This window comes from Streptomyces sp. HB132 (assembly GCF_016909575.1).
Classification (GTDB): Bacteria; Actinomycetota; Actinomycetes; order Streptomycetales; family Streptomycetaceae; genus Streptomyces.
In genome coordinates, this window is sequence record NZ_JAFBGA010000004.1 from 188,415 (window position 1) to 208,171 (window position 19,757).

Here is a 19,757-nt window from a genome sequence, read left to right on the forward strand (position 1 = left end):
CCTGGAGGGGACCCGGTTCCTCCGTATGGGTTACGGTGCGGCGCATGCCTAGTGTGCTCGTGGTCGAGGACGACCAGTTCGTACGTTCCGCCCTCATCCGGCACCTGACCGAGGCCTCGCACACGGTGCGCAGTGTGGGCACCGCGCTCGAAGCGCTGCGCGAGGTCGCCCACTTCCGTTTCGACGTCGTCGTCCTCGACCTCGGGCTGCCCGACCTCGACGGCGCCGAGGCGCTGAAGATGCTGCGTTCCATCACCGACGTGCCCGTGATCATCGCCACCGCGCGGGACGACGAGGCCGAGATCGTCAGGCTGCTCAACGACGGTGCCGACGACTACCTGACCAAGCCCTTCTCGGTGGAACACCTCTCGGCCCGCATGGCGGCCGTCCTGCGCCGCACCCGTGGAGCCGGTGCCCAGGCCCCGCCGCCGCGCGTCCTCCAGGTCGGAGGGCTGTCCATCGACCCGCTGCGCCGGCAGGCCGATCTGGACGGCACGGCGCTGGACCTGACCCGCCGTGAATTCGACCTGCTGGCGTTCCTCGCGGGCCGCCCCGGCGTCGTCGTCCCCCGCCGTGAGCTGCTGGCGGAGGTCTGGAAGCAGTCCTACGGGGACGACCAGACCATCGACGTCCATCTCTCCTGGCTCCGCCGCAAGCTGGGCGAGACGGCGGCCAGGCCGCGCTACCTGCACACCCTGCGCGGAGTCGGGGTCAAGCTCGAACCACCGGCCGCCGCCCCGGGACAGCCCGCATGAGATGGGCCCTGGTCAAAGTCTGCCTGGCCGTCACCGCCATGGTCGTGATCGCGTTCGCCGTGCCACTCGGGCTCGTCGTCAAGGAGATGGCCCGCGACCGCGCCTTCTCCGACGCCGAGCGACAGGCCGCCACCATCGGCCCCACGCTCACCGTCACCGTCGACCGCGAAGAGCTGACCCGGGCCGTCCTGTCCACCGAACCCGGGGGCCGGGGGCGCCTCGCCGTCCACGTCCCCGCCGCCGAACCGGGCGGCGAACGCCTGGAGATCGGCACCCGGCGCGCCACCCGCGAGGACCTGGAGACCGTCGGCACGTCGGGGCGCGCCTCCATCACCGAGGTGCCCGGCGGCTCCGCGCTGCTCCAGCCCACCGCGCTCGGCTCCGGAGGCATCGCGGTCGTCGAGGTGTTCGTGCCCGAGGACGAGGTCTCCCACGGAGTCGGCACGGCCTGGCTGGTCCTCGCCGGCGTCGGCCTGGCGCTGATCGTCGGCTCGGTGGCCGTGGCGGACCGGCTCGGTATGCGGATGGTGGAGCCCGCCCAGCGGCTGGCGGGCGCGGCCCAGGACCTGGGGGAGGGGCGGCTGGGGACCAGGGTCCCCGAGGACGGGCCCACCGAACTGCGCTCCGCGGCGGTCGCGTTCAACTCCATGGCCGACCAGGTGGTCCAGCTCCTGGCCAACGAACGCGAGCTTGCCGCCGACCTCTCGCACCGGCTCCGCACCCCGCTGACCGTGCTGCGGCTCAACGCCGCCTCGCTGGGCGAGGGGCCGGCCGCCGAGCAGACCAGGGCCGCCGTCGAACAGCTGGAGCACGAGGTCGACACGATCATCCGGACGGCGCGGGAGCAGCGCCCGCAGACCCAGGGCGGGCAGCCGGGGCCGGGCGCCGGGTGTGACGCCTCCGAGGTCATCCGGGAACGCATGGGGTTCTGGTCTGCGCTGGCCGAGGACGAGGGGCGCACGGTGCGGCTGGCCGGCGTGGACCGCACGGTACGGATTCCCGTCGCCAGACCCGAACTCGCCGCCGCCGTCGACGCGTTGCTCGGCAACGTGTTCAGGCACACTCCGGAGGGCACCGCCTTCGCGGTCGACGTGCACCACAGCGGTGACGCGGTGCTCGTGCTGGTCTCGGACGCCGGGCCCGGTATACCCGATCCGGAATCCGCCCTGGCCCGCGGCGCGAGTGGGCGGAACGGCGCGCGGGACGCGGTGGGATCGACCGGACTCGGCCTCGACATCGTCCGCAGGGTCGCGGAGTCCACCGGCGGCGACCTGCGGATCGGGCGATCGGTGCTCGGCGGCACGGAGGTGCGCATCTGGATCGGGCTCGACGGAGGCCCGGTCGACCGTGCCCGCCGGGGGCACCGTGTGGGGCGGCGGGGCGGCAGGCGGGGACCACGGGGAGTGAGGGGCCGGAACACAGAGTTCCGCGGCGCACCGGATCTTTAACCGGCGCCGATGCCCTCCTTAAGCGAACCCTAAGAACGTCAACCAGGTTCCCATGGGCACCATTTGCCCGGTTCGCGGCGGCTAGCGTGCAGACGCAATCACCCCCCGGCTGGACAGAGGCAGGCACGCGATGGGCATCAGTACGCACCGCCGTACGACGAGCACCCGCACGAAGGCGGTCGGCGCCCTCGTCGCCGCGGCGGTCGTGGGCGGCACGGTCGTCGCACTCACCGGCACGGCGCAGGCGGCGGCCGTCGGGGCCACGTACACGAGGGCCAGCGGGTGGACCGGTGGCTACACCGGGCAGTACGTCGTCTCGAACGACACCGGAACGGTCCAGTCGGGCTGGACGCTCGAATTCGACCTGCCCGCCGGCACGAAGATCGACTCCCTCTGGAACGGTGAGCACACCGTCCGCGGCAACCACGTCACCGTGAGGCCCGCGAGCTGGAACGAGGACATCGCTCCGGGCGCGTCCGTGACGGTCGGCTTCGTCACCGCCTCCAGCGGCACCGCCGCCGATCCGCGGGCCTGCCTCATCAACGACGCCGCGTGCTCCGCGGACGGCGGCGCGACGCCCGAACCGAGCGGGCGCCCGACCGGCACCCCCACGCCCACCGCGCCCCCCGCGCCGACGCCGACCTCCACGAAGACCGCGACGCCCACGGAGACCGCGACGGCCGAGCCGTCCGAGACACCCGGCGGTACGGCCGGCGGGGCGGGATTCGCCCCGTACGTCGACACGTCCCTCCACCCCGCGTACGACCTGCTTGACACCGCGTCGAAGACCGGGGTCAAGGAGTTCAACCTGGCGTTCATCACCTCGGGCGGCAGTTGTGCCCCGCTGTGGGGCGGGGTCACCGGGCTCGCCGACGACAAGGTGGCCGCCCAGATCGGCGCGCTGCGGACCGAGGGCGGCGACGTACGGGTCTCCTTCGGTGGAGCGGCCGGCGCCGAACTCGCGCTGCACTGCTCCTCGGCGGCAGAGCTCGCGGCGGCGTACGGCAAGGTCATCGACGCGTACGACCTGACCAAGGTCGACTTCGACATCGAGGGGGGCGCGCTGCCCGACGCCGCCGCCAACACCCGGCGCTCGCAGGCCATCGCCCGGCTCCAGGAGACGCACCCCGGGCTCGACGTCTCCTTCACGCTGCCCGTGATGCCCGAGGGGCTGACCCAGCCGGGCATCGACCTGCTCGCGGATGCCGAGGGGAACGGCGTCGCGATCGACGCGGTCAACATCATGGCGATGGACTACGGGCCCTCGTACAGCGAGGACATGGGTGACTACGCCACCCAGGCCGCCACCGCCACGCAGGCGCAGATCAAGGGCGTGCTCGGGCTCTCGGACGAGGCGGCCTGGAAGGCGGTCGCGGTCACCCCGATGATCGGCGTGAACGACGTGGTCACCGAGATCTTCACCGTCGATGACGCCACGCAGCTGGTGGAGTTCGCCCAGGAGAAGGGCATCGGCCGGCTGGCGATGTGGTCGGGCACGCGGGACGTGCAGTGCGCGGGCGGTGCGCAGCCGACCGCGGACGCGACCTGCAGCTCGATCCTCCAGGAACCGCTGGCCTTCACCAAGGCGTTCGGCGCCTTCGGGTAGCCCGGCGCCCCTTCGACCATCACCTCCGCGCGCGCCCCGGCCGGCCCCCCCACACCCCCCACACCCGGCCGGGGCGCGCCCCCTCCGTCCCCCGCCGCCGCGGTGCGCGGAGCGGGGTGCCGTGTCCGCGCTTGTCCCACCCGTACGGAAAGAAGCGGAATCTTCCCGCCGCGCAGTGGAGTTCGGGGAAATAACGCGGAAACGCCCCATGGCCCCCCTGTGCACCCCCGTGAAGCCCTGCCCCCTTCATCTTCCGGCGGCGGTCTCCGGATGGCAGGGGGCCTGCGACACCCTTCCCGGTGTGGCGCGGGAATCCGCGCCGATGACCGGCCCCGGTCGGGGCGGCAGGGGTGAAAAACCGACCAACACCGCCTTGACCTGCGGGAATTGAAGGCCTCACCCTTTCCGTATGCAGGCGGCGAAAGTAAAGGCAAGCCCTCGGTCGGACACGTTCCCGTGACTTGCAGGACACACTCGGGCAACGGAAGCGTCTTCAAGTCTTGACACCCACCCCCGGAGGTAGCAATCTTCCGGCATCAGCGCATGGGAGCGCTCCCATATCGAACGACGTTTTTCGCTCGTACGGGGACGGCACCGCCCATGTCCTCTCCGTACCAACGGCACCCGCGCCCACCAGTGCGTATGCCGCAGAACGAACGCAAGTCCCACCCTGGAACAAGGAGTAGTGGAATGCGCATCACCCGCACCGTCGCAGGTCGAAGCCGCAGAACAGCCGTCATGGCTACCACGGGCCTCACGGCCGCCGCCCTGCTGCTGACCGGCTGCGGCGATTCCGGCTCGGAGTCCGACGAGGCAGACGCGGACGGGAACATCACCCTGACGCTCGCCGACTTCGGCCAGTTCGGGTACAAGGAGGCGAAGCTCTTCGAGAAGTACCACGAGCTTCACCCGAACATCACGGTCAAGGCGAACACCGCCGCCGAAGAGCCGGTCTACTACACCAAGTTCCTCCAGCAGCTCAACACGGGCAGTGGCCTGGCCGACATCCAGGGCATCGAGGTCGGCCGTGCCAAGGAACTCGTCGACACGAAGGCGGACGCCTTCGCCGACCTGTCCAAGGTCATCGACACCAACCAGTGGGTGAACTGGAAGGCGCTGCAGGCGACCACCGACGACGGCAAGGTCATCGGCGCCGGCACCGACATCGGCCCGATGTCCATCTGCTACCGCCGTGACCTGTTCGAGCAGGCCGGGCTCCCCACCGACCGCGAGGAAGTCGCCGCGAAGTTCGCCGGCGGCTGGGAGGACTACCTCAAGCTCGGTGAGGAGTACAAGAAGAAGGCTCCCGAGGGCACCTTCTTCATGGACTCCGCCAGCGCCATGTACAACGGCGTGGTCAGCTCCGGCTCGGAGCAGTACTACGCGAAGAGCGGCGACCCGATCTACAAGGAGAGCGCCGGCGTCAAGGCGGGCTGGAAGCTCGCCTCCGAGGCGGTCGACAAGAAGCTGACCCAGGGCCTGGCCCAGTTCCAGGACCCGTGGAAGGCCGCTCTGCGCAAGGGCACCATGGCGACCGTGGCCTGCCCCGCGTGGATGGCCGCGCAGATCGCCACCTACTCCGGCGACGAGTACAAGGGCAAGTGGGACATCGCGCGCACCCCGGGTGAGACCGCCGCCAACTGGGGCGGCTCCTTCCTCGCCGTGCCCGCGAAGGGCAAGCACGTCAAGGAGGCCGGTGAGCTCGTCAAGTGGCTGACCGCGCCCGAGCAGCAGGCCGCCGTGTTCAAGGCCGCCGGTCTCTTCCCGTCGAACAAGGGTGCCTACGACCTCCCCGACGTGAAGACCGCCAAGCTGGAGTACTTCAACAACGCCCCCATCGGTGAGATCTACGCCGAAGAGGCGCAGGTCATCCCGGCCGCGGTGCTCGGCCCGAAGGACGGCGTCATCAAGGACACCTTCTCCAAGCAGATCAACAACATGGAGCAGCGGGGCACCAAGCCGGATGCTGCCTGGGACGCCGCCATCAAGGACATCGACAAGGTGGTCGGCTGATCCTCGCCGGTGCGGCCGGCCGGGACCACGCGTCCCGGCCGGCCGCACCGGTGCCGGTTCCTCACCGGCACCGTGCACCTTTCCGACACCCCCGCCGGACCTGACCAGAGGCCCGGCCTGCCCCTGTGGTGTCGGCACACCCCAGGGAAGGACTCCCACCTGTGGCAACCACGACCCCCACCCGGGGCGCACAAGGCTCCCCGCCCGGCCGCCGTGCCCCGAAGCCCATGACTCCCGGCCGTCAGGCGTGGCGCAGCCGGCTGTGGCGATTCGACGACAAGGCCTCGCCCTACGCCTACATCGCGCCGTTCTTCCTCGTCTTCGGAGCCTTCGGGCTCTACCCGCTCGTCTACACCGGCTGGATCGCCCTGCACAAGGTGGAGATGACCGGCCTCGACCAGATGGAATGGGTCGGCTGGGAGAACTTCAGCACCATCCTGCAGGACTCCGAATTCTGGACCGCGGTCACCAACACGTTCGTCATCGGAGTCATCTCGACCGTCCCGCAGCTGATGGTCGCGCTGGGCCTGGCCCACCTGCTGAACTACAAACTGCGGGCCAGCACCTTCTGGCGCACGGTGATCCTCACCCCGTACGCCACCTCCGTCGCCTCCGCGGCGATCGTCTTCGCCCTGGTGTTCCGGGCCGACGGCGGCCTGCTGAACTGGGTGCTCGGGTTCTTCGGCTTCGGCGAGACGAACTGGGTCAACGGCCACTGGACGTCCAACATCGCCATCGCCGTCATCGTGATCTGGCGCTGGACGGGTTACAACACCCTGATCTACCTCGCCGCCATGCAGGCCGTGCCGTCCGATCTGTACGAGGCCGCCTCGCTCGACGGTGCCTCGCGCTGGCAGCAGTTCCGCAACGTGACGATCCCTGCGCTGCGGCCGACGATCCTCTTCACGATCGTCATCTCGACCATCGGTTCCATGCAGCTGTTCGGTGAGCCCCTCCTGCTCGAAGGAGGCACCAACGGTGCGCAGGGCGGCACGGAGCACCAGTACGAGACGCTCAGCATCTACCTCTACAACTACGGCTGGAACCTCGGGCACCTCGGTACGGCCGCAGCCGTCGCCTGGGCCATGCTCGTCCTGCTGCTGCTCATTGCCGCGATCAACTGGCTCATCGGGCGCCTCGGGCGCAAGACCGCGGCCTGACGGGGAGCGATATCCATGACCACCACAAGCCCCATCACCGCTCCGGACCGCAGGCGCGTCTCCAAGGCCACCGTCCGCGACGAACCCCCGCGCCGCCGCCGCTTCAAGCCCGGCGCCGGCCGTCAGCACCACGCGGGCCCCTTCGCCTACTTCGCCCTCGCGGTCGTCGGCCTCGGCTCACTGTTCCCGCTGTACTGGACGCTCGTGGCCGCGTCCCGCACCCAGGACGAGATCCTGGCCTCCACCCCGCCGCTCATCCCGGGCGGCAACCTGTTCCACAACCTCGAGGCGGCCTGGGAGCAGGCCAACCTCGGCAAGGCCATCGTCAACACGGTGATCGTGTCCGCCAGCATCACCCTGGCGACCCTGTTCTTCTGCACCCTGGCCGGTTACGCCTTCGCCAAGATGCGTTTCAAGGGCCGGGGCGCACTGATGACGGCGGTCATCGCCACGCTGACGATCCCCCCGCAGCTCAGCGTCGTACCGCTGTTCATGATGATGTCGGACATCGGGTGGGGCGGGCAGCTGGAGTCGGTGATCTTCCCGACCCTGGTGAGCGCCTTCGGTGTGTTCTTCATGCGCCAGTACCTCGTCGAGGCCCTGCCGTACGAACTCATCGAGGCGGCCAGGGTGGACGGGGCGAACAACCTCCGCATCGTGTGGAGCATCGTGCTTCCGGTCGCCCGACCGGCCATGATGGTGCTCGGCATGCTCACCTTCGTCCAGGCCTGGAACGACTTCTTCTGGCCCTACCTCGCTCTGAACCAGGAGAACCCGACGCTCCAGGTGGCCCTCGGCCAGCTGAGCGCGTCCTACGTCCCCGACCAGAGCATCGTCATGGCGGGTGCGCTGATCAGCACCCTGCCGCTGCTCGTCGTGTTCGTGATCTTCGGCAAGCAGATCGTCGGGGGCATCATGGCCGGCGCGGTCAAGGGCTGATCCCCGCACCGCTGGTCCTCCCCGGTCCGATCCCGGCCCCCGCTGTCCCGTCCCCGGTCCGGCCCCCGGCCGTTCCGTACGGCCTGTACCTGACCACAGGTCGTACGGAGCCGGGGCCCCCGCACTTCCTGTCCTTGTCCCTCCACCCATGGGAGCGCTCCCGTATGACTGCCGTACGACCCGACACCACCCCGAAGCAGGCGCCCGCGACGCAGTTCCCCACGGGCTTCATCTGGGGCGCGGCAACCGCCTCCTACCAGGTCGAGGGCGCCGCCGCCGAGGACGGCCGCACGCCGTCCATCTGGGACACCTTCAGCCGTACCCCCGGCAAGGTCCGCAACGGCGACACCGGCGACATCGCCGCCGACCACTACCACCGCTACCGCGACGACGTCGCGCTCATGAAGCGGCTCGGGCTCAAGGCGTACCGCTTCTCCGTCTCCTGGTCCCGGGTCCAGCCCACCGGCCGCGGCCCGGCCGTCGAGCGCGGCCTGGACTTCTACCGCAAGCTCGTCGACGAACTGCTGGACGCCGGCATCATGCCCGTCGCCACCCTCTACCACTGGGACCTGCCCCAGGAGCTGGAGGACGCCGGCGGCTGGCCCGAGCGCGTGACCGCCGACCGCTTCGCCGACTACGCCGCCATCGTCTCCGGCGCCCTCGGCGACCGCGTCGGCATGTGGACCACCCTCAACGAGCCGTGGTGCTCGGCCTATCTCGGCTACGGCTCGGGCGTGCACGCCCCCGGCCGCACCGAGCCCGCAGCGGCGCTGCAGGCGGCCCATCACCTCAACCTCGCCCATGGCCGGGCGATCGAGGTTCTGCGCGCCCAACTCCCCGCTGCTGCGCAGACCTCGGTCACCCTCAACCTCCACCAGGTCCGCCCGCTCACCGGCAGCGAGGCCGACGCGGACGCCGCCCGCCGCATCGACGCGGTCGGCAACCGTGTCTTCACCGGTCCGATGCTGCGCGGCGAGTACCCCGAGGACCTGATCGCGGACACCTCGCACCTGGTGGACTGGTCCAAGCTGGTCCAGGACGGCGACCTCGCCACCATCTCGCGCCCGTTCGACGCGCTCGGCATCAACTACTACACGCCGACGCTGGTCTCCACCCCGGTGGAAGGGGCCGCCTACGCCCGCAGTGACGCACACGGCGCCAGCAGCCACTCCCCGTGGCCGGGTTCCGAGCACGTGGCCTTCCACCTCCCCGAGGGGAAGGAGCGCACCGCGATGGACTGGTCGATCGACCCCGACGGGCTCTACAACCTGCTCATGGACACCCACCGGGACCACCCCGGCCTCCCGCTCATGGTCACCGAGAACGGTGCCGCCTTCGACGACTACGTCTCGCCCGAGGGCAAGGTGGAGGACCCCGAGCGCGTCGCCTACCTCCACGGGCACCTCGACGCCGTGCAGCGGGCCGTCGCCGACGGCGCGGACGTCCGCGGTTACTTCCTCTGGTCGCTGATGGACAACTTCGAGTGGGCGTACGGCTATTCGAAGCGCTTCGGCGCGGTGTACGTCGACTACGCCTCCCAGCGCCGCATCCCCAAGACGAGCGCCTACTGGTACTCCGACGTGATCCGCCGCCACGCGCTGCCGCCGGTCGGCACCGTCTGACCCGACACGCACCGCCAGCGGGGCCCGGCACAACGCCGGGCCCCGCTGCTCTGTGCCCGCCCCCGACGGCCCGCCCGACGCGTCCGTCTTCCGGACCCCGTAGGCTTGGGAGCGCTCCCAAGAGTTGTGGCGCTACAAGGACCGGCGGGTCGGTACAAGTGTCGAGGGATCGGACAGCGGGACTTGGTTTGGCCAGGGTGCTGTGAGAAATTGACCGCGAACGGGAGGCAGCCATGGCGGCAGCGCGAGTACGGAGTGGCGGGCGGCCCACGCTCGAAGAGGTAGCGGCCAGGGCCGGAGTGGGGCGGGGCACGGCCTCACGCGTCATCAACGGCTCGCCACGGGTCAGCGAACAGACCAGGGAGGCCGTCGAAGCGGCCGTCGCCGAGCTGGGATACGTACCCAACCGCGCGGCCCGCGCGCTCGCGGGCAACCGCACGGACGCCATCGCCCTCGTCGTGCCCGAGTCCGAGACCCGCTTCTTCGCCGAGCCGTACTTCTCCGACATCGTGCGGGGTGTCGGGGCCGCCCTCGCCGACACCGAGATGCAGCTGCTGCTGACCCTCGCGGGCAACGACCGTGAACGGCGCAGGCTCGCCCAGTACCTGACCGCGCACCGGGTCGACGGAGTGCTCCTGGTCTCCGTCCACGCGGACGACCCGCTGCCGGACCTCCTCGAACAGCTCGGCATGCCCTCGGTGATCAGCGGCCGCAGGCACGCGGCGGAGACGCTGCCCTCCGTCGACTCCGACAACTTCGAGGGCGCCCGAGCGGCCGTCGGCCACTTCATAGAACGCGGCCGCCGCTCCATCGCGACGATCACCGGCCGCCTGGACGTCTACGGCGCCCAGCGCCGCCTCGACGGCTACCGCAAGGCCGTCGCCGCGGCCGGCCTCGACCCCGACGAGCGGTTGATCGCGCCCGCCGACTTCAGCGAGGAGGGCGGAGCCCGTGCGATGCGGGAGCTGCTGGCGCGCCGCCCCGACGTGGACGCCGTCTTCGCCGCCTCCGACGTGATGGCGGCGGGCGCCCGCCAGGTGCTGCGCGAGTCCGGCCGCCGCATCCCGGACGACGTGGCCCTGATCGGCTTCGACGACTCCGCGGTGGCCCGCCACATGGACCCGCCCCTCACGAGCGTGCGCCAGCCGATCGAGGAGATGGGCCGCACGATGACCCGTGTCCTGCTGCAGGAGATCGCGAACCGTTCGTCGGGCGACGGCACCCGGGAGCGCCCGAGGATCGTGCTGCCCACGGAGCTGGTGGTACGCGAGTCGTCCTGAGGCGAGCGGCCCCGGTGGCGGCCGGGATGCGCCGGTGCGTCACGGAAGGAGGGCCGACAGCGTTCTGTCGGCCCTCCAGGGTGCGGGTGCGTACCGCGGTGCGGTCAGAGCCGGCCGCCGGTGAGGCGTGTGATCGGTCCGGCGTGGGTCCGGGCCGTCTGGCGGCCGAGGGCGAACGCGCCACCGACGAGGCCACCGAGTCCTGCTGCGGCACCCACGGCTATGGCCTTGCGGTGCTTGACCACGCTCCACGCGGTGGTCGCGGTGGAGGTCACCTTGCCTGCCGTGTCCAGGACGGTCTGCCGGCCCGTGTCCCAGCCGGCGACGGCGGCCCGCTTCGTCGCCAGACCGGCCGACCTGGCGCCCGTCCCCGCGGCCCCCGCGGCGTCCTGTGCCGACGACTTCGCGTCCTGTGCGGATGACTTGGCCTTCGAGGCCGCGACCGCCGAGCCGGACTTGGCACGGCTTCCGGCAGCCGCAGTGGCCTGACGCCCCTTGGCGCCGGCCGACCGCGCACCCGTGCCGGCCTTCGCCGCAGAACCGTTCACATTCTTCTTGGTTTCTTCGCTCTCTGCAGTCATGGTGTTCGTGTTACCTCTCGACGCGGCCCGAAACGGGGCGACGTAATTCATCCGGAATCCCGAGGAAGCAGCGAACCCAGCGGGCCCAGGTCCAGGTTGAGGTCCTCCATGGTGAGGTCGTAGCGCTCGCAGAGCTCCGCCATCCGGTCCTGGAGGATCATCAGCGTCATTCCGATGCGTTCCTCCTGGTCCTCACGGAGGTCGCCCACGTCGACCCGGTGCAGGGCGGTGCGCTCCATGAGTTGGCGCAGCAGCTCGACGATGGTCAGCACCAGTTTGATGAGGTCGCGTTCCACCGTGTCCGGGTCGGTCTGCAGGCGCTGGGCCGAACCACCGAGTGGGCCCCGCTCCTCAGGTCCCGCGGGTACGAGATCGAAGGCGCGGGCCGCCGCCTGCGCGACCTCCTGGAGGTTCGCCGCCTGTGTACGCGGTTCCGCTTCCTCGTGCATGGAGTGCTCCCTCGTTCATTCGCCTCTGCCGTGCAGGGACGGGGGTTCGGTCCTCACCAGGGCGCCGGTTCGTCCGACGTGATCGACCGGATCACGGCCCTCAGATTGATGTGCACCAGGTCGACGTCGGCGATGGAGAGAACCAGGTCTCCCGTGAGCACCGCTCCGCCGTTGAGCAACCGGTCCAGCAGGTCGATGAGCGCCACCTGACGCCCGGCCAGGGCATCGACGGAGTCGTCGGGCGACGCGGAGAGCCCGGCGCGGGGTCCGGCGAAACCCGCGCCGGGCATGGCCGTGTCCAGTTCCTCGTTCATCGCGGCTCACCGCCGCCTGCTGAGGGCGGCGTGGCGAAGGAGTACGGCGCCCAGGGGCCGGTGATCTCGACCCGCACACCCGGAACCTCGTCGGCGAGTCCCGAGAGCGCCGCACGGAAGGCCTCGGCCTGGGTGCCGTCGACCAGGTAGGCGTCGTTGACGATGTTCTCGCCCGCGGCCCGGGCCAGATCACCCAGCTGCGGACGGTGCGCGACGTGCGCCCTGGCGAGGTTGGCCACCCGGGCGGGTATCCCCGCGGCCACCGTGCCCGCCGACCGGTAGGTCGTACGGTGGTTCTGCTGCTGGGCGCGGCGCTTCTGCAGGTAGGCCCGCCCCGGCCCGGCCGCCGCGTCGGCCTCCGGCCCCAGGCCGCTCACCGTGACCGCCTCGCGCGGGTCGGCGTAGACCTTGACGCCCAGTTCGACATGGCCCTCGAGACGGCTGAGCAGGGCGGAGAACTCGGCCTCGCGTTCGGCGAGCATCCCCCGCACGCGCCCGTCGTCGAGGTAGACGGTCACCAGACGCATGGGAAGTACGGTCGCGTGCTCGTACGCCGCCTCGACGACCGCGTGATGGGTGCGGGCCAGCACTTCGAGCCGGTCGAGATCCTCCATCTGAGCCGTCACGCCCTCGGTCCCGTACAGGGCGGACGGGACCGACGAGACCAGAGCCAGGAGTTCCCCGGAACGGACCGTCCGCAGAGGTGATCCCTCCAGGCCCGGCCGCCCGGTGAGTGCCGACTCCAGCGGTGTCCCGGTGCGGCTGACGGCGTAGACGTAGGACATCGCCGGACCCGCGGCCGGGTCCACTTCCGCAGTCACTTCGATTCCTCACCTTCCGTGCTCTCCGCTTCGGTACGCCCGGGCAGCGCGTCCTGGTCCGCTCCCGCGGCCGATGTGGCGGGCAGCCCGACAGCGGCCCTCAGCTCGGCGATCTCGGCCCGCAGCCGTGCGTTCTCCGCCTCCACCCGCTCCACCTCCGGGCCGTCCCGGGACGCGTCCCTCACCTCTGCCCGCTGCTTCGGGCGTGCCCGGGAGGAGAGCGAGGGATCGTGCTCCCACCAGTCGATGCCCATCTCCTTGGCCTTGTCCACGGAAGCGACGAGCAACCGCAGCTTGATCGTCAGGAGTTCGATGTCGAGCAGGTTGATCTGGATGTCACCCGCGATGACGACGCCCTTGTCCAGGACCCGTTCGAGGATGTCCGCCAGATTCGCGGAGGACTGCTGCTGTCCGTACGGGGACGCTGCCGAGGAGGCCCCCATACGGCCGGCCAGTGAATCGGTCACGTCGGATCACTCCCATCGGTGCTGTGGGCGGAGCACGTCAGCCGCGTACGGAGGCGGTACGTCGCCGGGAACGCGGTGCGGGCTCCTCCGCCTCCTCCTCGTCATCGAGGGGCTCGTCCTCCTCGGCCACGGGCTCGTCGTCCTCGTCCTCGTCCTCCTCGTAGTCGTCCTCGGCCACGGGAGCTTCTTCTTCCTCCTCCGCGTCCTCGTAGGCCTCGTCCTCAGGGGGGAGCTCCTCGTCGTCGTACTCCGCGTCGGGTTCCTCGTCCTCCCCGTCGGCGAGTTCGTCGTCGGCCTCGTCGTTCTGTCCGGCCTCGGCCTCGGCGTCGCCGGACTCGGATTCCTCCGCGCCGGAGTCGTTCTCCTCCTCGGCGCGGGCCTCTTCCTCCTCGACGGCCTCGTCGTGGTCCAGGACCACTTCGCCGTCGCGGATCTCGCCGCGCCAGCCGTCGGTCGCCTCACCGCGCATCATGATGAACTTGCGGTAGAGCTTCAGATCGAGACGGGCCCGGCGGCCCTGGGCGCGCCAGATGTTGCCGGTCTTCTCGAACAGCCCCTTGGGGAAGTACTCGATGACGAGCAGGACCCTCGTCAGGTTGTCGGTGATGGCATGGAATGTCACCACCCCCTTGACCGTGCCCTTGGCGCCCTCGGTGGTCCAGGTGATCCGCTCGTCCGGTACCTGTTCGGTGACGTTGGCCTTCCAGCTGCGCGTGGACTTGGCGACCTTCACCTTCCAGTTGCTGCTGGTGTCGTCGGACTTCTCGACGCTCACGACACCCTTGGCGAAGGTGCTGAACTCCTGGAACTGGGTCCACTGGTCGTAGGCCTCGCGAACCGGTACGCCGACGTCGATGTCCTCGGAGATCGTGACGCTCTTCGACTTGCCTCCGCCACCCTTGCGGCCCTTGCCGAACAACCCCTTCACCTTGTCCTTCACGGCGTCCTTCACATGGGAGGCGCCGGCGCTGAAGGCGGCCTGTGCCGGTGACTTGCCCTCACTGAGCGCCTTACCGCCCTTGGCGAGGCTCTTCACCGCACCGCCGGGTGCGTCCTTGCCGTCCGCGAGTCTCCCGACGCCCTCACCGAGCTTGTGGCCGAGGTTGGTGACCGCGTGCTGCGCCCGGGCCCTGACGTAGTTCTGCAGCTCCTCCTTGAGACGGTCGGTGGCGGGGTTGTTCACCACGTCGTCCTTGAGCTTGCTGAAAGCCGTGTCAGCCATTGCTGCCACCCCGGTCCCGGCGCGCGTTCGACGAAGCGGCCTTACGGGCCCCGGAGGTGGTCTTGCGGGTGGCCGGGGCGGCCTTCTTCCGGGGGCCGCCCGAGGCGCTGCGGCGGGCTCCGGAGGCGGCGCCGCCCGCGGACTTGGACGCCGATTCGGATGACTTCCTGGCCGGCTTCCTGGCTGCTGCAGTGCGGCGCGGTGCCGGCTTCTCCTCCGTGTCCTCGCCGTCGGTGTCCTCGCCGTCGGTGTCCTCGTCGTGCGGCGCGTCCCGCGCGTCGAGGGCCTCGTCACCGTCCTCCTCCTCGTCGTCCCGCGTCTGCGCGGCGGAGGGGTCTTCGAGTTCGAGGGTGCGCTTGCGGAGGGAGTCGGCGAGGCCGGTGGCCCGCTGGGTCAGGGCCTTGGTGGCAGCCGTCTTCGTGGCGCCGACCAGCTCGTTGCGGACCTGGTCGTTGACGGTGCCGAGGAGCGGCGAGTCGGCCAGCATCCTGCCGAGCTGCTTCGGGTCCAGGTTCAGCTTCTTGCCCGCCAGGAACATCCCGAAGCCGATCGCCAGTTTGGCCTTCTTCGTGCGTCCCAGCAGGTAGCCGCCCACGAGGGCCGCACCTATCTTGGCGTTGCCGGTCATCTGTTGAACACCTCAATCTCCAAGGATCAAGAATTTTCGTTCAGACGTCGCTGGTAGGTCTCGCATTCGGTGAGCCAGTCCAGCAATTCGTCCTCACGACGGTCGAATTCTTCTTCGTCGATGTCGCCGCTGAGCAGTTCACGTTCCAGATCGGCCAGTCGGGTGCGTACGGGGCCGGGGTCGTAGTGCTCGCGTTCGGCGGCAAGAACCACCTGGTCGAGAACCCACGCGGTACCGCGCACCGGGGCCAGCGGAAATGTGAGCAGTTGCGAAATGAGGCCCATGAAAGGTGCCTCCCCTCTGCGAGGGACGTGTGTCAGACGAAGCTGTAGGGCGGAAGGGGGCCGTTGAGGGCGAACGTGTAGTCGTCGCCCCGGCGCTCGGCCTCTTCGTGGACCGCCTGCGAGAAGGTGGACGCCTCGTCGCGCCGCACGAGATAGGACACGTTCAGGAAGTGGGTCTTCGTGGGTTCTCCTTCGGAGACCCGCTCGGCGGCTGCCGCCAGCGTGGTCGCCACTTCCCTTGCCAGCCCTTGCTGCCTGGACTGGATCTCGTGCGAGACGAGTTCACCGAGGGCCATCTTCTGGTCCTGCGCCGCCGGATTCTGCCGGGTGTACTCGCTGAGTCGCCGGGCCTCCGGTGATTCCGTGAGAATCTCCCGGAGCAGGCTCTCCTCGTCGCGCGAGACCTTCACGTTGAACTCGAGTCGGCCGTCGAGTTCGGAAAGGCGGGCCGTGTAGCTGTCCTTTCCCTGTTCGAGCGCGGCGCGGACCTGTTCGTCGTCCGGCCCCACCAGACCGAATCGCATCGGCAGTGCGGCACCGTCGGCCATCAGCCGTTCCAGCACGCTCTGGTGGGCGACGAGATCACGTCGCTTCGCCCGCAGTTCGGCCGGCGTGTCACTGACGACCGCGCCGAGCGCCCCGGTCTTGACCGTGCGCAGGTCGGAAGCCGGTTCCCCGACACCGGACAGACCGTCCAGCCTGAGTGGGTGGTCAGCCGCGGTGATGGCGTAGATGTAGGTCGGCATGGGCTACTCCTCCCGCCGCTGAGTGGTACGGCGGCTGCTGCTCGAAGCGGTGGACTTGCGTGCCGGCCGCTTCTCCTTCTCCTTGTCGTCGGAGTCGTCACGGCCACCCTGGATGGAGTCCGTGAAGGCTTCGACCGCGCCGGTCAGCGCCCCTTTCGACTTGCCCTTGGCACCGCTCTCCATCGTGTCCCCGACTATGTCGGTGAGCTGGGCCGGAGCCTTGCGGCCCGACTCCAGGTCCAGCCGGTTGCACGCCTCGGCGAAGCGCAGATACGTATCCACACTGGCTACGACGACACGTACGTCGATCTTGAGGATTTCGATTCCGACGAGCGAGACACGAACGAAGGCATCGATGACGAGCCCCCTGTCGAGAATGAGCTCGAGGACGTCGTAGAGATTTCCGGAGCCGCCCCCACTGCTGGAGGCGTTGCTCTGCTGTACGAGACTCATGGTCGGTCTTCCTTCCAATGAGTTGTTTCAGATGGGTAGGGCTGCTCGGGGGACCGGATCAGCGGTCTACCTGTCCCCGTGAGTACCGTCGAATTCGTTCGTAACCCACGAGTTGGCCCTGGCCGTCGAGGCTCACGCGATAGGAGGCCATCACACTCATGGTGTCGGGGATCTTCTCGATCTCGACGACTTCCACATGCACCGTCCAGCCGTCGTCCGTCGCATTCAGCGATGACACCGAATCCGGTGCGCGCTGGAGGAGTTGGGCAAGCTGTTCGGATGCGTTCCGCATCGCTGTGGAGACATTGACCCGGCCGTCACTTTCACTTCCGCCGGAATCACTCTTGGTGTTTTCGCTCGTCGCCATGTGTTTCACCTGCCGCGCGTCATGGTGGCTTCCTGTCGGCTCGTTCGCTCAGCCATTCGTTCGGGGCTTCACTGCGCGTGCCCATGAGACCCGAACGTATGCATGAACCTTCATCACGCCGTCCACACAGCTGCGGATCTTCGGTTACACAACCGCCCCGAGCGCGCGCTCAGTGCTTTCCTCGGTGATCGTCGAGCGGGCACGAGAACGGCCCCGCGGCCGGGCCCGTCGGACCGGATGCCGGGATGCGGCCGCTCAGGCCGCGCGGAACCTCGTGTGGTGGGCGTCACCGAACCCGAGGCCGGCCCCGGTCCGGTCGGAGCGTGGCCCGCTCGCCTGCCCGTCCCGCCCCATACGGAGGGGTGTCCGGTGCCACGGGGATGACGGGTGGTACCCGCGCCGAACGCAAAAGACTCAGCCCCTGACCTGTTGTCCCAGGTCAGGGGCTGATCATTCAGGGTGAGTAACGGGACTTGAACCCGCGACATCCTGGACCACAACCAGGTGCTCTGCCAGCTGAGCTATACCCACCATGTCGTCCGGTCTTTTTCCGACCGGCCGAGAAAAAGTGTACAGGGTCCGAGCGGGTGCTCGCGCCCGAGTTCCTCGGGGCGGGTGCACGGGCCCCGGAGGGCCCGTGACCAGGGGCGTACGCCTACTGTCCGGGGGCCGGCGTGTGCCGTGCCGCGATCTCCTTGGCGCGGGCCGAGTCCGGGCCGGGCTGCGGCACGAAGACCGCGTCCCGGTAGTAGCGCAGCTCGGTGATGGAGTCGCGGATGTCGGCCAGTGCCCGGTGGTTGCCGTTCTTCTCCGGACTGTTGAAGTACGCCCTCGGGTACCAGCGGCGCGCCAGCTCCTTGACCGAGGACACATCGACGATCCGGTAGTGGAGGTAGCCCTCCAGCGACTGCATGTCCCGAGCGAGGAAGCCGCGGTCGGTGCCGACCGTGTTCCCGCACAGCGGGGCCTTCCCCGGCTCCTTCACGTGCTCGCGGACGTACGCCAGGACGCGCTCCTCGGCGTCGGCCAGGGTCGTGCCCCCGGCCAGCTCGTCGAGGAGGCCCGAGGCGGTGTGCATCTGCCGCACCACCTCGGGCATGGTCTCCAGGGCCGCGTCCGGCGGGCGGATCACGATGTCCACCCCTTCGCCGAGCACGTTCAGTTCCGAGTCGGTGACCAGCGCGGCCACCTCGATGAGTGCGTCGTCCGTCAGCGAGAGCCCGGTCATCTCGCAGTCGATCCACACCATACGGTCGTTCATGGAACCCACCCTACGGGGCGCTGCGCTGCCCCGGCAGGGTCGGGCGTCCAGGAACGTACACCTCGGGAACCGGTCCGAAGCGCTCCGCGGGGCCGCCGGGGGCGGCCGTCGCGGTGACCGGGGACGGGCCGGCCGAGGCCGCCGCCGCGGCCCGCCGGCTCGACGCCGTGCCCTGGAGGGGTACGGACGCCTCCAGCGCCGTGGCGACCTCCAGCGCCCCGCCCTGCGGACGGCGGGCCCGGTAGGCGGCCCTGTACGCGGCGGGGGAGGAGCCCAGCTGGCGGCGGAAGTGCCCGCGCAGCGCGACCGGCGAACGGAAGCCGCAGCGGCCCGCGACCTCGTCCACCGAGTAGTCGGAGGTCTCCAGCAGGCGCTGCGCCTGCAGTACGCGCTGGGTGATGAGCCACTGGAGCGGTGCGCTGCCCGTGAGCGAACGGAACCTGCGGTCGAAGGTCCGTCGGCTCATGTAGGCGCGCGCGGCCAGCGTCTCCACGTCGAACTGCTCGTGGAGGTGCTCCAGGGCCCAGGCCACGACCTCGGCGAGCGGGTCGCTGCCGATCTCTTCCGGTAAAGACCTGTCGAGGTAGCGCTCCTGACCGCCACTGCGCCGCGGCGGTACGACGAGCCGGCGAGCCAGCGCCCCGGCCGCCTCGGTGCCGTGGTCGGTACGGACTATGTGGAGGCACAGATCGATTCCGGCCGCCGTCCCGGCCGAGGTGAGCACGTCGCCGTCGTCGACGAAGAGCTCACGCGGATCGACGTGCACCGACGGATAGCGCTTGGCAAGCGTCGGTGCGTACATCCAGTGCGTGGTGGCCGGGCGGCCGTCCAGCAGGCCGGCCGCCGCGAGGACGAAGGCCCCCGTGCAGAGTCCGACGATGCGGGCACCCTCCTCATGGGCGCGGCGCAGCGCGTCCAAGGCCTCTGCGGGCGGCGGGGAGGTGATGGACCGCCAGGCGGGCACCACGACGGTGCCGGCCCTGCTGATCGCCTCCAGGCCGTACGGCGCGCTGAGTTCGAGCCCGCCGGTGGTGCGCAGCGGTCCTTCCTCGCCCCCGCAGACCAGCAGGCGGTAACGCGGAACGCCCGCGTCCTGCCGGTCGATTCCGAAAACTGAGAGCGGAATGGAGCTCTCGAAGATAGGGCCGCCGCTGAACAGCAGTACGGCTACGACTTCCCGGCGCCGCCGTCCGGTCAGTTTCCGTGCGGCCTCCGTTGCGGTGGCGGAGTCCTGGCTCATGACGCTAAGCCCCCCTCGGTGTTCGCGTCTTCCTGGTCCCTACGGGCCTGTCGCACCTGCACGTTTCCCCTCGGTCTCGCACGCGTCCCCAGTCCTCGACA

General features: G+C 69.9%; 21 protein-coding genes and 1 tRNA gene. 8 read left to right on the top strand and 14 right to left on the bottom strand.

Going from position 1 to position 19,757, the window contains the following annotated elements; genetic code table 11:
• Positions 1-44: 44 nt before the first annotated feature.
• The 8 genes from JOC24_RS11785 to JOC24_RS11820 all read left to right on the top strand — a co-directional run bounded on the left by JOC24_RS11785 (position 45) and on the right by JOC24_RS11820 (position 10,823).
• Complete coding sequence (locus JOC24_RS11785; protein ID WP_205020167.1) at positions 45-755, top strand: response regulator transcription factor; 711 nt, start codon at positions 45-47, stop codon at positions 753-755.
• A complete protein-coding gene (locus JOC24_RS11790) occupies positions 752-2,203 on the top strand; it encodes a sensor histidine kinase (protein ID WP_205020168.1) in 1,452 nt (483 codons plus the stop codon). The genes JOC24_RS11785 and JOC24_RS11790 overlap by 4 nt, the downstream gene beginning before the upstream one ends.
• Positions 2,204-2,333: 130 nt before the next feature.
• Positions 2,334-3,809 carry a glycoside hydrolase family 18 protein gene (locus JOC24_RS11795; RefSeq protein ID WP_205020169.1) on the top strand — a complete coding sequence of 492 codons (1,476 nt, stop codon included), beginning with the start codon at positions 2,334-2,336 and terminating at the stop codon, positions 3,807-3,809.
• Positions 3,810-4,499: 690 nt separating this feature from the next.
• Positions 4,500-5,822 carry an ABC transporter substrate-binding protein gene (locus JOC24_RS11800; protein WP_205020170.1) on the top strand — a complete coding sequence of 441 codons (1,323 nt, stop codon included), beginning with the start codon at positions 4,500-4,502 and terminating at the stop codon, positions 5,820-5,822.
• A 161-nt stretch (positions 5,823-5,983) separates the two neighbouring features.
• Positions 5,984-6,982 (top strand): carbohydrate ABC transporter permease, encoded by a 999-nt coding sequence (locus tag JOC24_RS11805; RefSeq protein WP_205020171.1) that lies wholly within the window; start codon positions 5,984-5,986, stop codon positions 6,980-6,982.
• Positions 6,983-6,997: 15 nt separating this feature from the next.
• A complete protein-coding gene (locus tag JOC24_RS11810; protein WP_205020172.1) occupies positions 6,998-7,921 on the top strand; it encodes a carbohydrate ABC transporter permease in 924 nt (307 codons plus the stop codon).
• A gap of 164 nt (positions 7,922-8,085) precedes the next feature.
• The gene (locus JOC24_RS11815; RefSeq protein WP_205020173.1) at positions 8,086-9,543 is read left to right on the top strand and encodes a GH1 family beta-glucosidase; all 1,458 of its coding nucleotides are present in this window, start codon (positions 8,086-8,088) and stop codon (positions 9,541-9,543) included.
• Positions 9,544-9,776: 233 nt separating this feature from the next.
• Positions 9,777-10,823 carry a LacI family DNA-binding transcriptional regulator gene (locus tag JOC24_RS11820; protein WP_205020174.1) on the top strand — a complete coding sequence of 349 codons (1,047 nt, stop codon included), beginning with the start codon at positions 9,777-9,779 and terminating at the stop codon, positions 10,821-10,823.
• 104 nt (positions 10,824-10,927) lie between these two features.
• Here the strand turns inward: JOC24_RS11820 and JOC24_RS11825 are convergent, their stop codons facing one another.
• From JOC24_RS11825 to JOC24_RS11890, 14 genes are all read right to left on the bottom strand, one after another.
• Positions 10,928-11,404: a hypothetical protein gene (locus tag JOC24_RS11825; RefSeq protein WP_205020175.1), complete on the bottom strand. Its 477-nt coding sequence runs from the start codon at positions 11,402-11,404 to the stop codon at positions 10,928-10,930.
• Positions 11,405-11,451: 47 nt separating this feature from the next.
• Positions 11,452-11,853, bottom strand: a complete 402-nt coding sequence (locus tag JOC24_RS11830; RefSeq protein ID WP_205020176.1) for a gas vesicle protein K — start codon at positions 11,851-11,853, stop codon at positions 11,452-11,454.
• A 53-nt stretch (positions 11,854-11,906) separates the two neighbouring features.
• Complete coding sequence (locus JOC24_RS11835; RefSeq protein ID WP_374104497.1) at positions 11,907-12,143, bottom strand: gas vesicle protein; 237 nt, start codon at positions 12,141-12,143, stop codon at positions 11,907-11,909.
• 20 nt (positions 12,144-12,163) lie between these two features.
• A complete protein-coding gene (locus JOC24_RS11840; protein WP_307792672.1) occupies positions 12,164-12,988 on the bottom strand; it encodes a GvpL/GvpF family gas vesicle protein in 825 nt (274 codons plus the stop codon).
• A complete protein-coding gene (gvpJ, locus tag JOC24_RS33175) occupies positions 12,985-13,455 on the bottom strand; it encodes a gas vesicle protein GvpJ (protein ID WP_374104493.1) in 471 nt (156 codons plus the stop codon). Before gvpJ ends, JOC24_RS11840 begins: the two co-directional genes overlap by 4 nt.
• A gap of 37 nt (positions 13,456-13,492) precedes the next feature.
• Entirely contained in the window at positions 13,493-14,677 is a 1,185-nt protein-coding gene (locus JOC24_RS11850; protein ID WP_205020177.1) for an SRPBCC family protein, read from the bottom strand.
• On the bottom strand, positions 14,670-15,305 hold the full coding sequence (locus tag JOC24_RS11855) for a hypothetical protein (protein WP_205020178.1): 636 nt from the start codon (positions 15,303-15,305) through the stop codon (positions 14,670-14,672). The genes JOC24_RS11850 and JOC24_RS11855 overlap by 8 nt, the downstream gene beginning before the upstream one ends.
• Before the next feature lie 26 nt (positions 15,306-15,331).
• A complete protein-coding gene (locus tag JOC24_RS11860; protein WP_205020179.1) occupies positions 15,332-15,589 on the bottom strand; it encodes a gas vesicle protein GvpG in 258 nt (85 codons plus the stop codon).
• Between the two features lie 32 nt (positions 15,590-15,621).
• Positions 15,622-16,335 carry a GvpL/GvpF family gas vesicle protein gene (locus JOC24_RS11865; protein ID WP_205020180.1) on the bottom strand — a complete coding sequence of 238 codons (714 nt, stop codon included), beginning with the start codon at positions 16,333-16,335 and terminating at the stop codon, positions 15,622-15,624.
• A 3-nt stretch (positions 16,336-16,338) separates the two neighbouring features.
• Positions 16,339-16,788 carry a gas vesicle structural protein GvpA gene (locus JOC24_RS11870; RefSeq protein WP_205020181.1) on the bottom strand — a complete coding sequence of 150 codons (450 nt, stop codon included), beginning with the start codon at positions 16,786-16,788 and terminating at the stop codon, positions 16,339-16,341.
• Between the two features lie 58 nt (positions 16,789-16,846).
• On the bottom strand, positions 16,847-17,155 hold the full coding sequence (locus tag JOC24_RS11875) for a gas vesicle protein GvpO (RefSeq protein WP_205020182.1): 309 nt from the start codon (positions 17,153-17,155) through the stop codon (positions 16,847-16,849).
• A gap of 458 nt (positions 17,156-17,613) precedes the next feature.
• Positions 17,614-17,686, bottom strand: a tRNA-His gene (locus tag JOC24_RS11880).
• Positions 17,687-17,810: 124 nt separating this feature from the next.
• On the bottom strand, positions 17,811-18,416 hold the full coding sequence (orn, locus tag JOC24_RS11885; RefSeq protein WP_205020183.1) for an oligoribonuclease: 606 nt from the start codon (positions 18,414-18,416) through the stop codon (positions 17,811-17,813).
• A 10-nt stretch (positions 18,417-18,426) separates the two neighbouring features.
• On the bottom strand, positions 18,427-19,656 hold the full coding sequence (locus tag JOC24_RS11890) for a helix-turn-helix domain-containing protein (protein WP_205020184.1): 1,230 nt from the start codon (positions 19,654-19,656) through the stop codon (positions 18,427-18,429).
• Between the last annotated feature and the right edge of the window lie 101 nt (positions 19,657-19,757).

Coding starts and splice junctions, on each gene's coding strand:
- JOC24_RS11785 (WP_205020167.1), top strand. CDS start 45: ATGCCTAGTGTGCTCGTGGTCGAGGACGACCAGTTCGTACGTTCCGCC.
- JOC24_RS11825 (WP_205020175.1), bottom strand. CDS start 11,404: ATGACTGCAGAGAGCGAAGAAACCAAGAAGAATGTGAACGGTTCTGCG.
- JOC24_RS11830 (WP_205020176.1), bottom strand. CDS start 11,853: ATGCACGAGGAAGCGGAACCGCGTACACAGGCGGCGAACCTCCAGGAG.
- JOC24_RS11875 (WP_205020182.1), bottom strand. CDS start 17,155: ATGGCGACGAGCGAAAACACCAAGAGTGATTCCGGCGGAAGTGAAAGT.
- JOC24_RS11860 (WP_205020179.1), bottom strand. CDS start 15,589: ATGGGCCTCATTTCGCAACTGCTCACATTTCCGCTGGCCCCGGTGCGC.
- JOC24_RS11865 (WP_205020180.1), bottom strand. CDS start 16,335: ATGCCGACCTACATCTACGCCATCACCGCGGCTGACCACCCACTCAGG.
- JOC24_RS11810 (WP_205020172.1), top strand. CDS start 6,998: ATGACCACCACAAGCCCCATCACCGCTCCGGACCGCAGGCGCGTCTCC.
- JOC24_RS11790 (WP_205020168.1), top strand. CDS start 752: ATGAGATGGGCCCTGGTCAAAGTCTGCCTGGCCGTCACCGCCATGGTC.
- JOC24_RS11850 (WP_205020177.1), bottom strand. CDS start 14,677: ATGGCTGACACGGCTTTCAGCAAGCTCAAGGACGACGTGGTGAACAAC.
- JOC24_RS11815 (WP_205020173.1), top strand. CDS start 8,086: ATGACTGCCGTACGACCCGACACCACCCCGAAGCAGGCGCCCGCGACG.
- JOC24_RS11800 (WP_205020170.1), top strand. CDS start 4,500: ATGCGCATCACCCGCACCGTCGCAGGTCGAAGCCGCAGAACAGCCGTC.
- JOC24_RS11870 (WP_205020181.1), bottom strand. CDS start 16,788: ATGAGTCTCGTACAGCAGAGCAACGCCTCCAGCAGTGGGGGCGGCTCC.
- JOC24_RS11890 (WP_205020184.1), bottom strand. CDS start 19,656: ATGAGCCAGGACTCCGCCACCGCAACGGAGGCCGCACGGAAACTGACC.
- JOC24_RS11795 (WP_205020169.1), top strand. CDS start 2,334: ATGGGCATCAGTACGCACCGCCGTACGACGAGCACCCGCACGAAGGCG.
- JOC24_RS11855 (WP_205020178.1), bottom strand. CDS start 15,305: ATGACCGGCAACGCCAAGATAGGTGCGGCCCTCGTGGGCGGCTACCTG.
- JOC24_RS11820 (WP_205020174.1), top strand. CDS start 9,777: ATGGCGGCAGCGCGAGTACGGAGTGGCGGGCGGCCCACGCTCGAAGAG.
- orn (WP_205020183.1), bottom strand. CDS start 18,416: ATGAACGACCGTATGGTGTGGATCGACTGCGAGATGACCGGGCTCTCG.
- JOC24_RS11835 (WP_374104497.1), bottom strand. CDS start 12,143: ATGCCCGGCGCGGGTTTCGCCGGACCCCGCGCCGGGCTCTCCGCGTCG.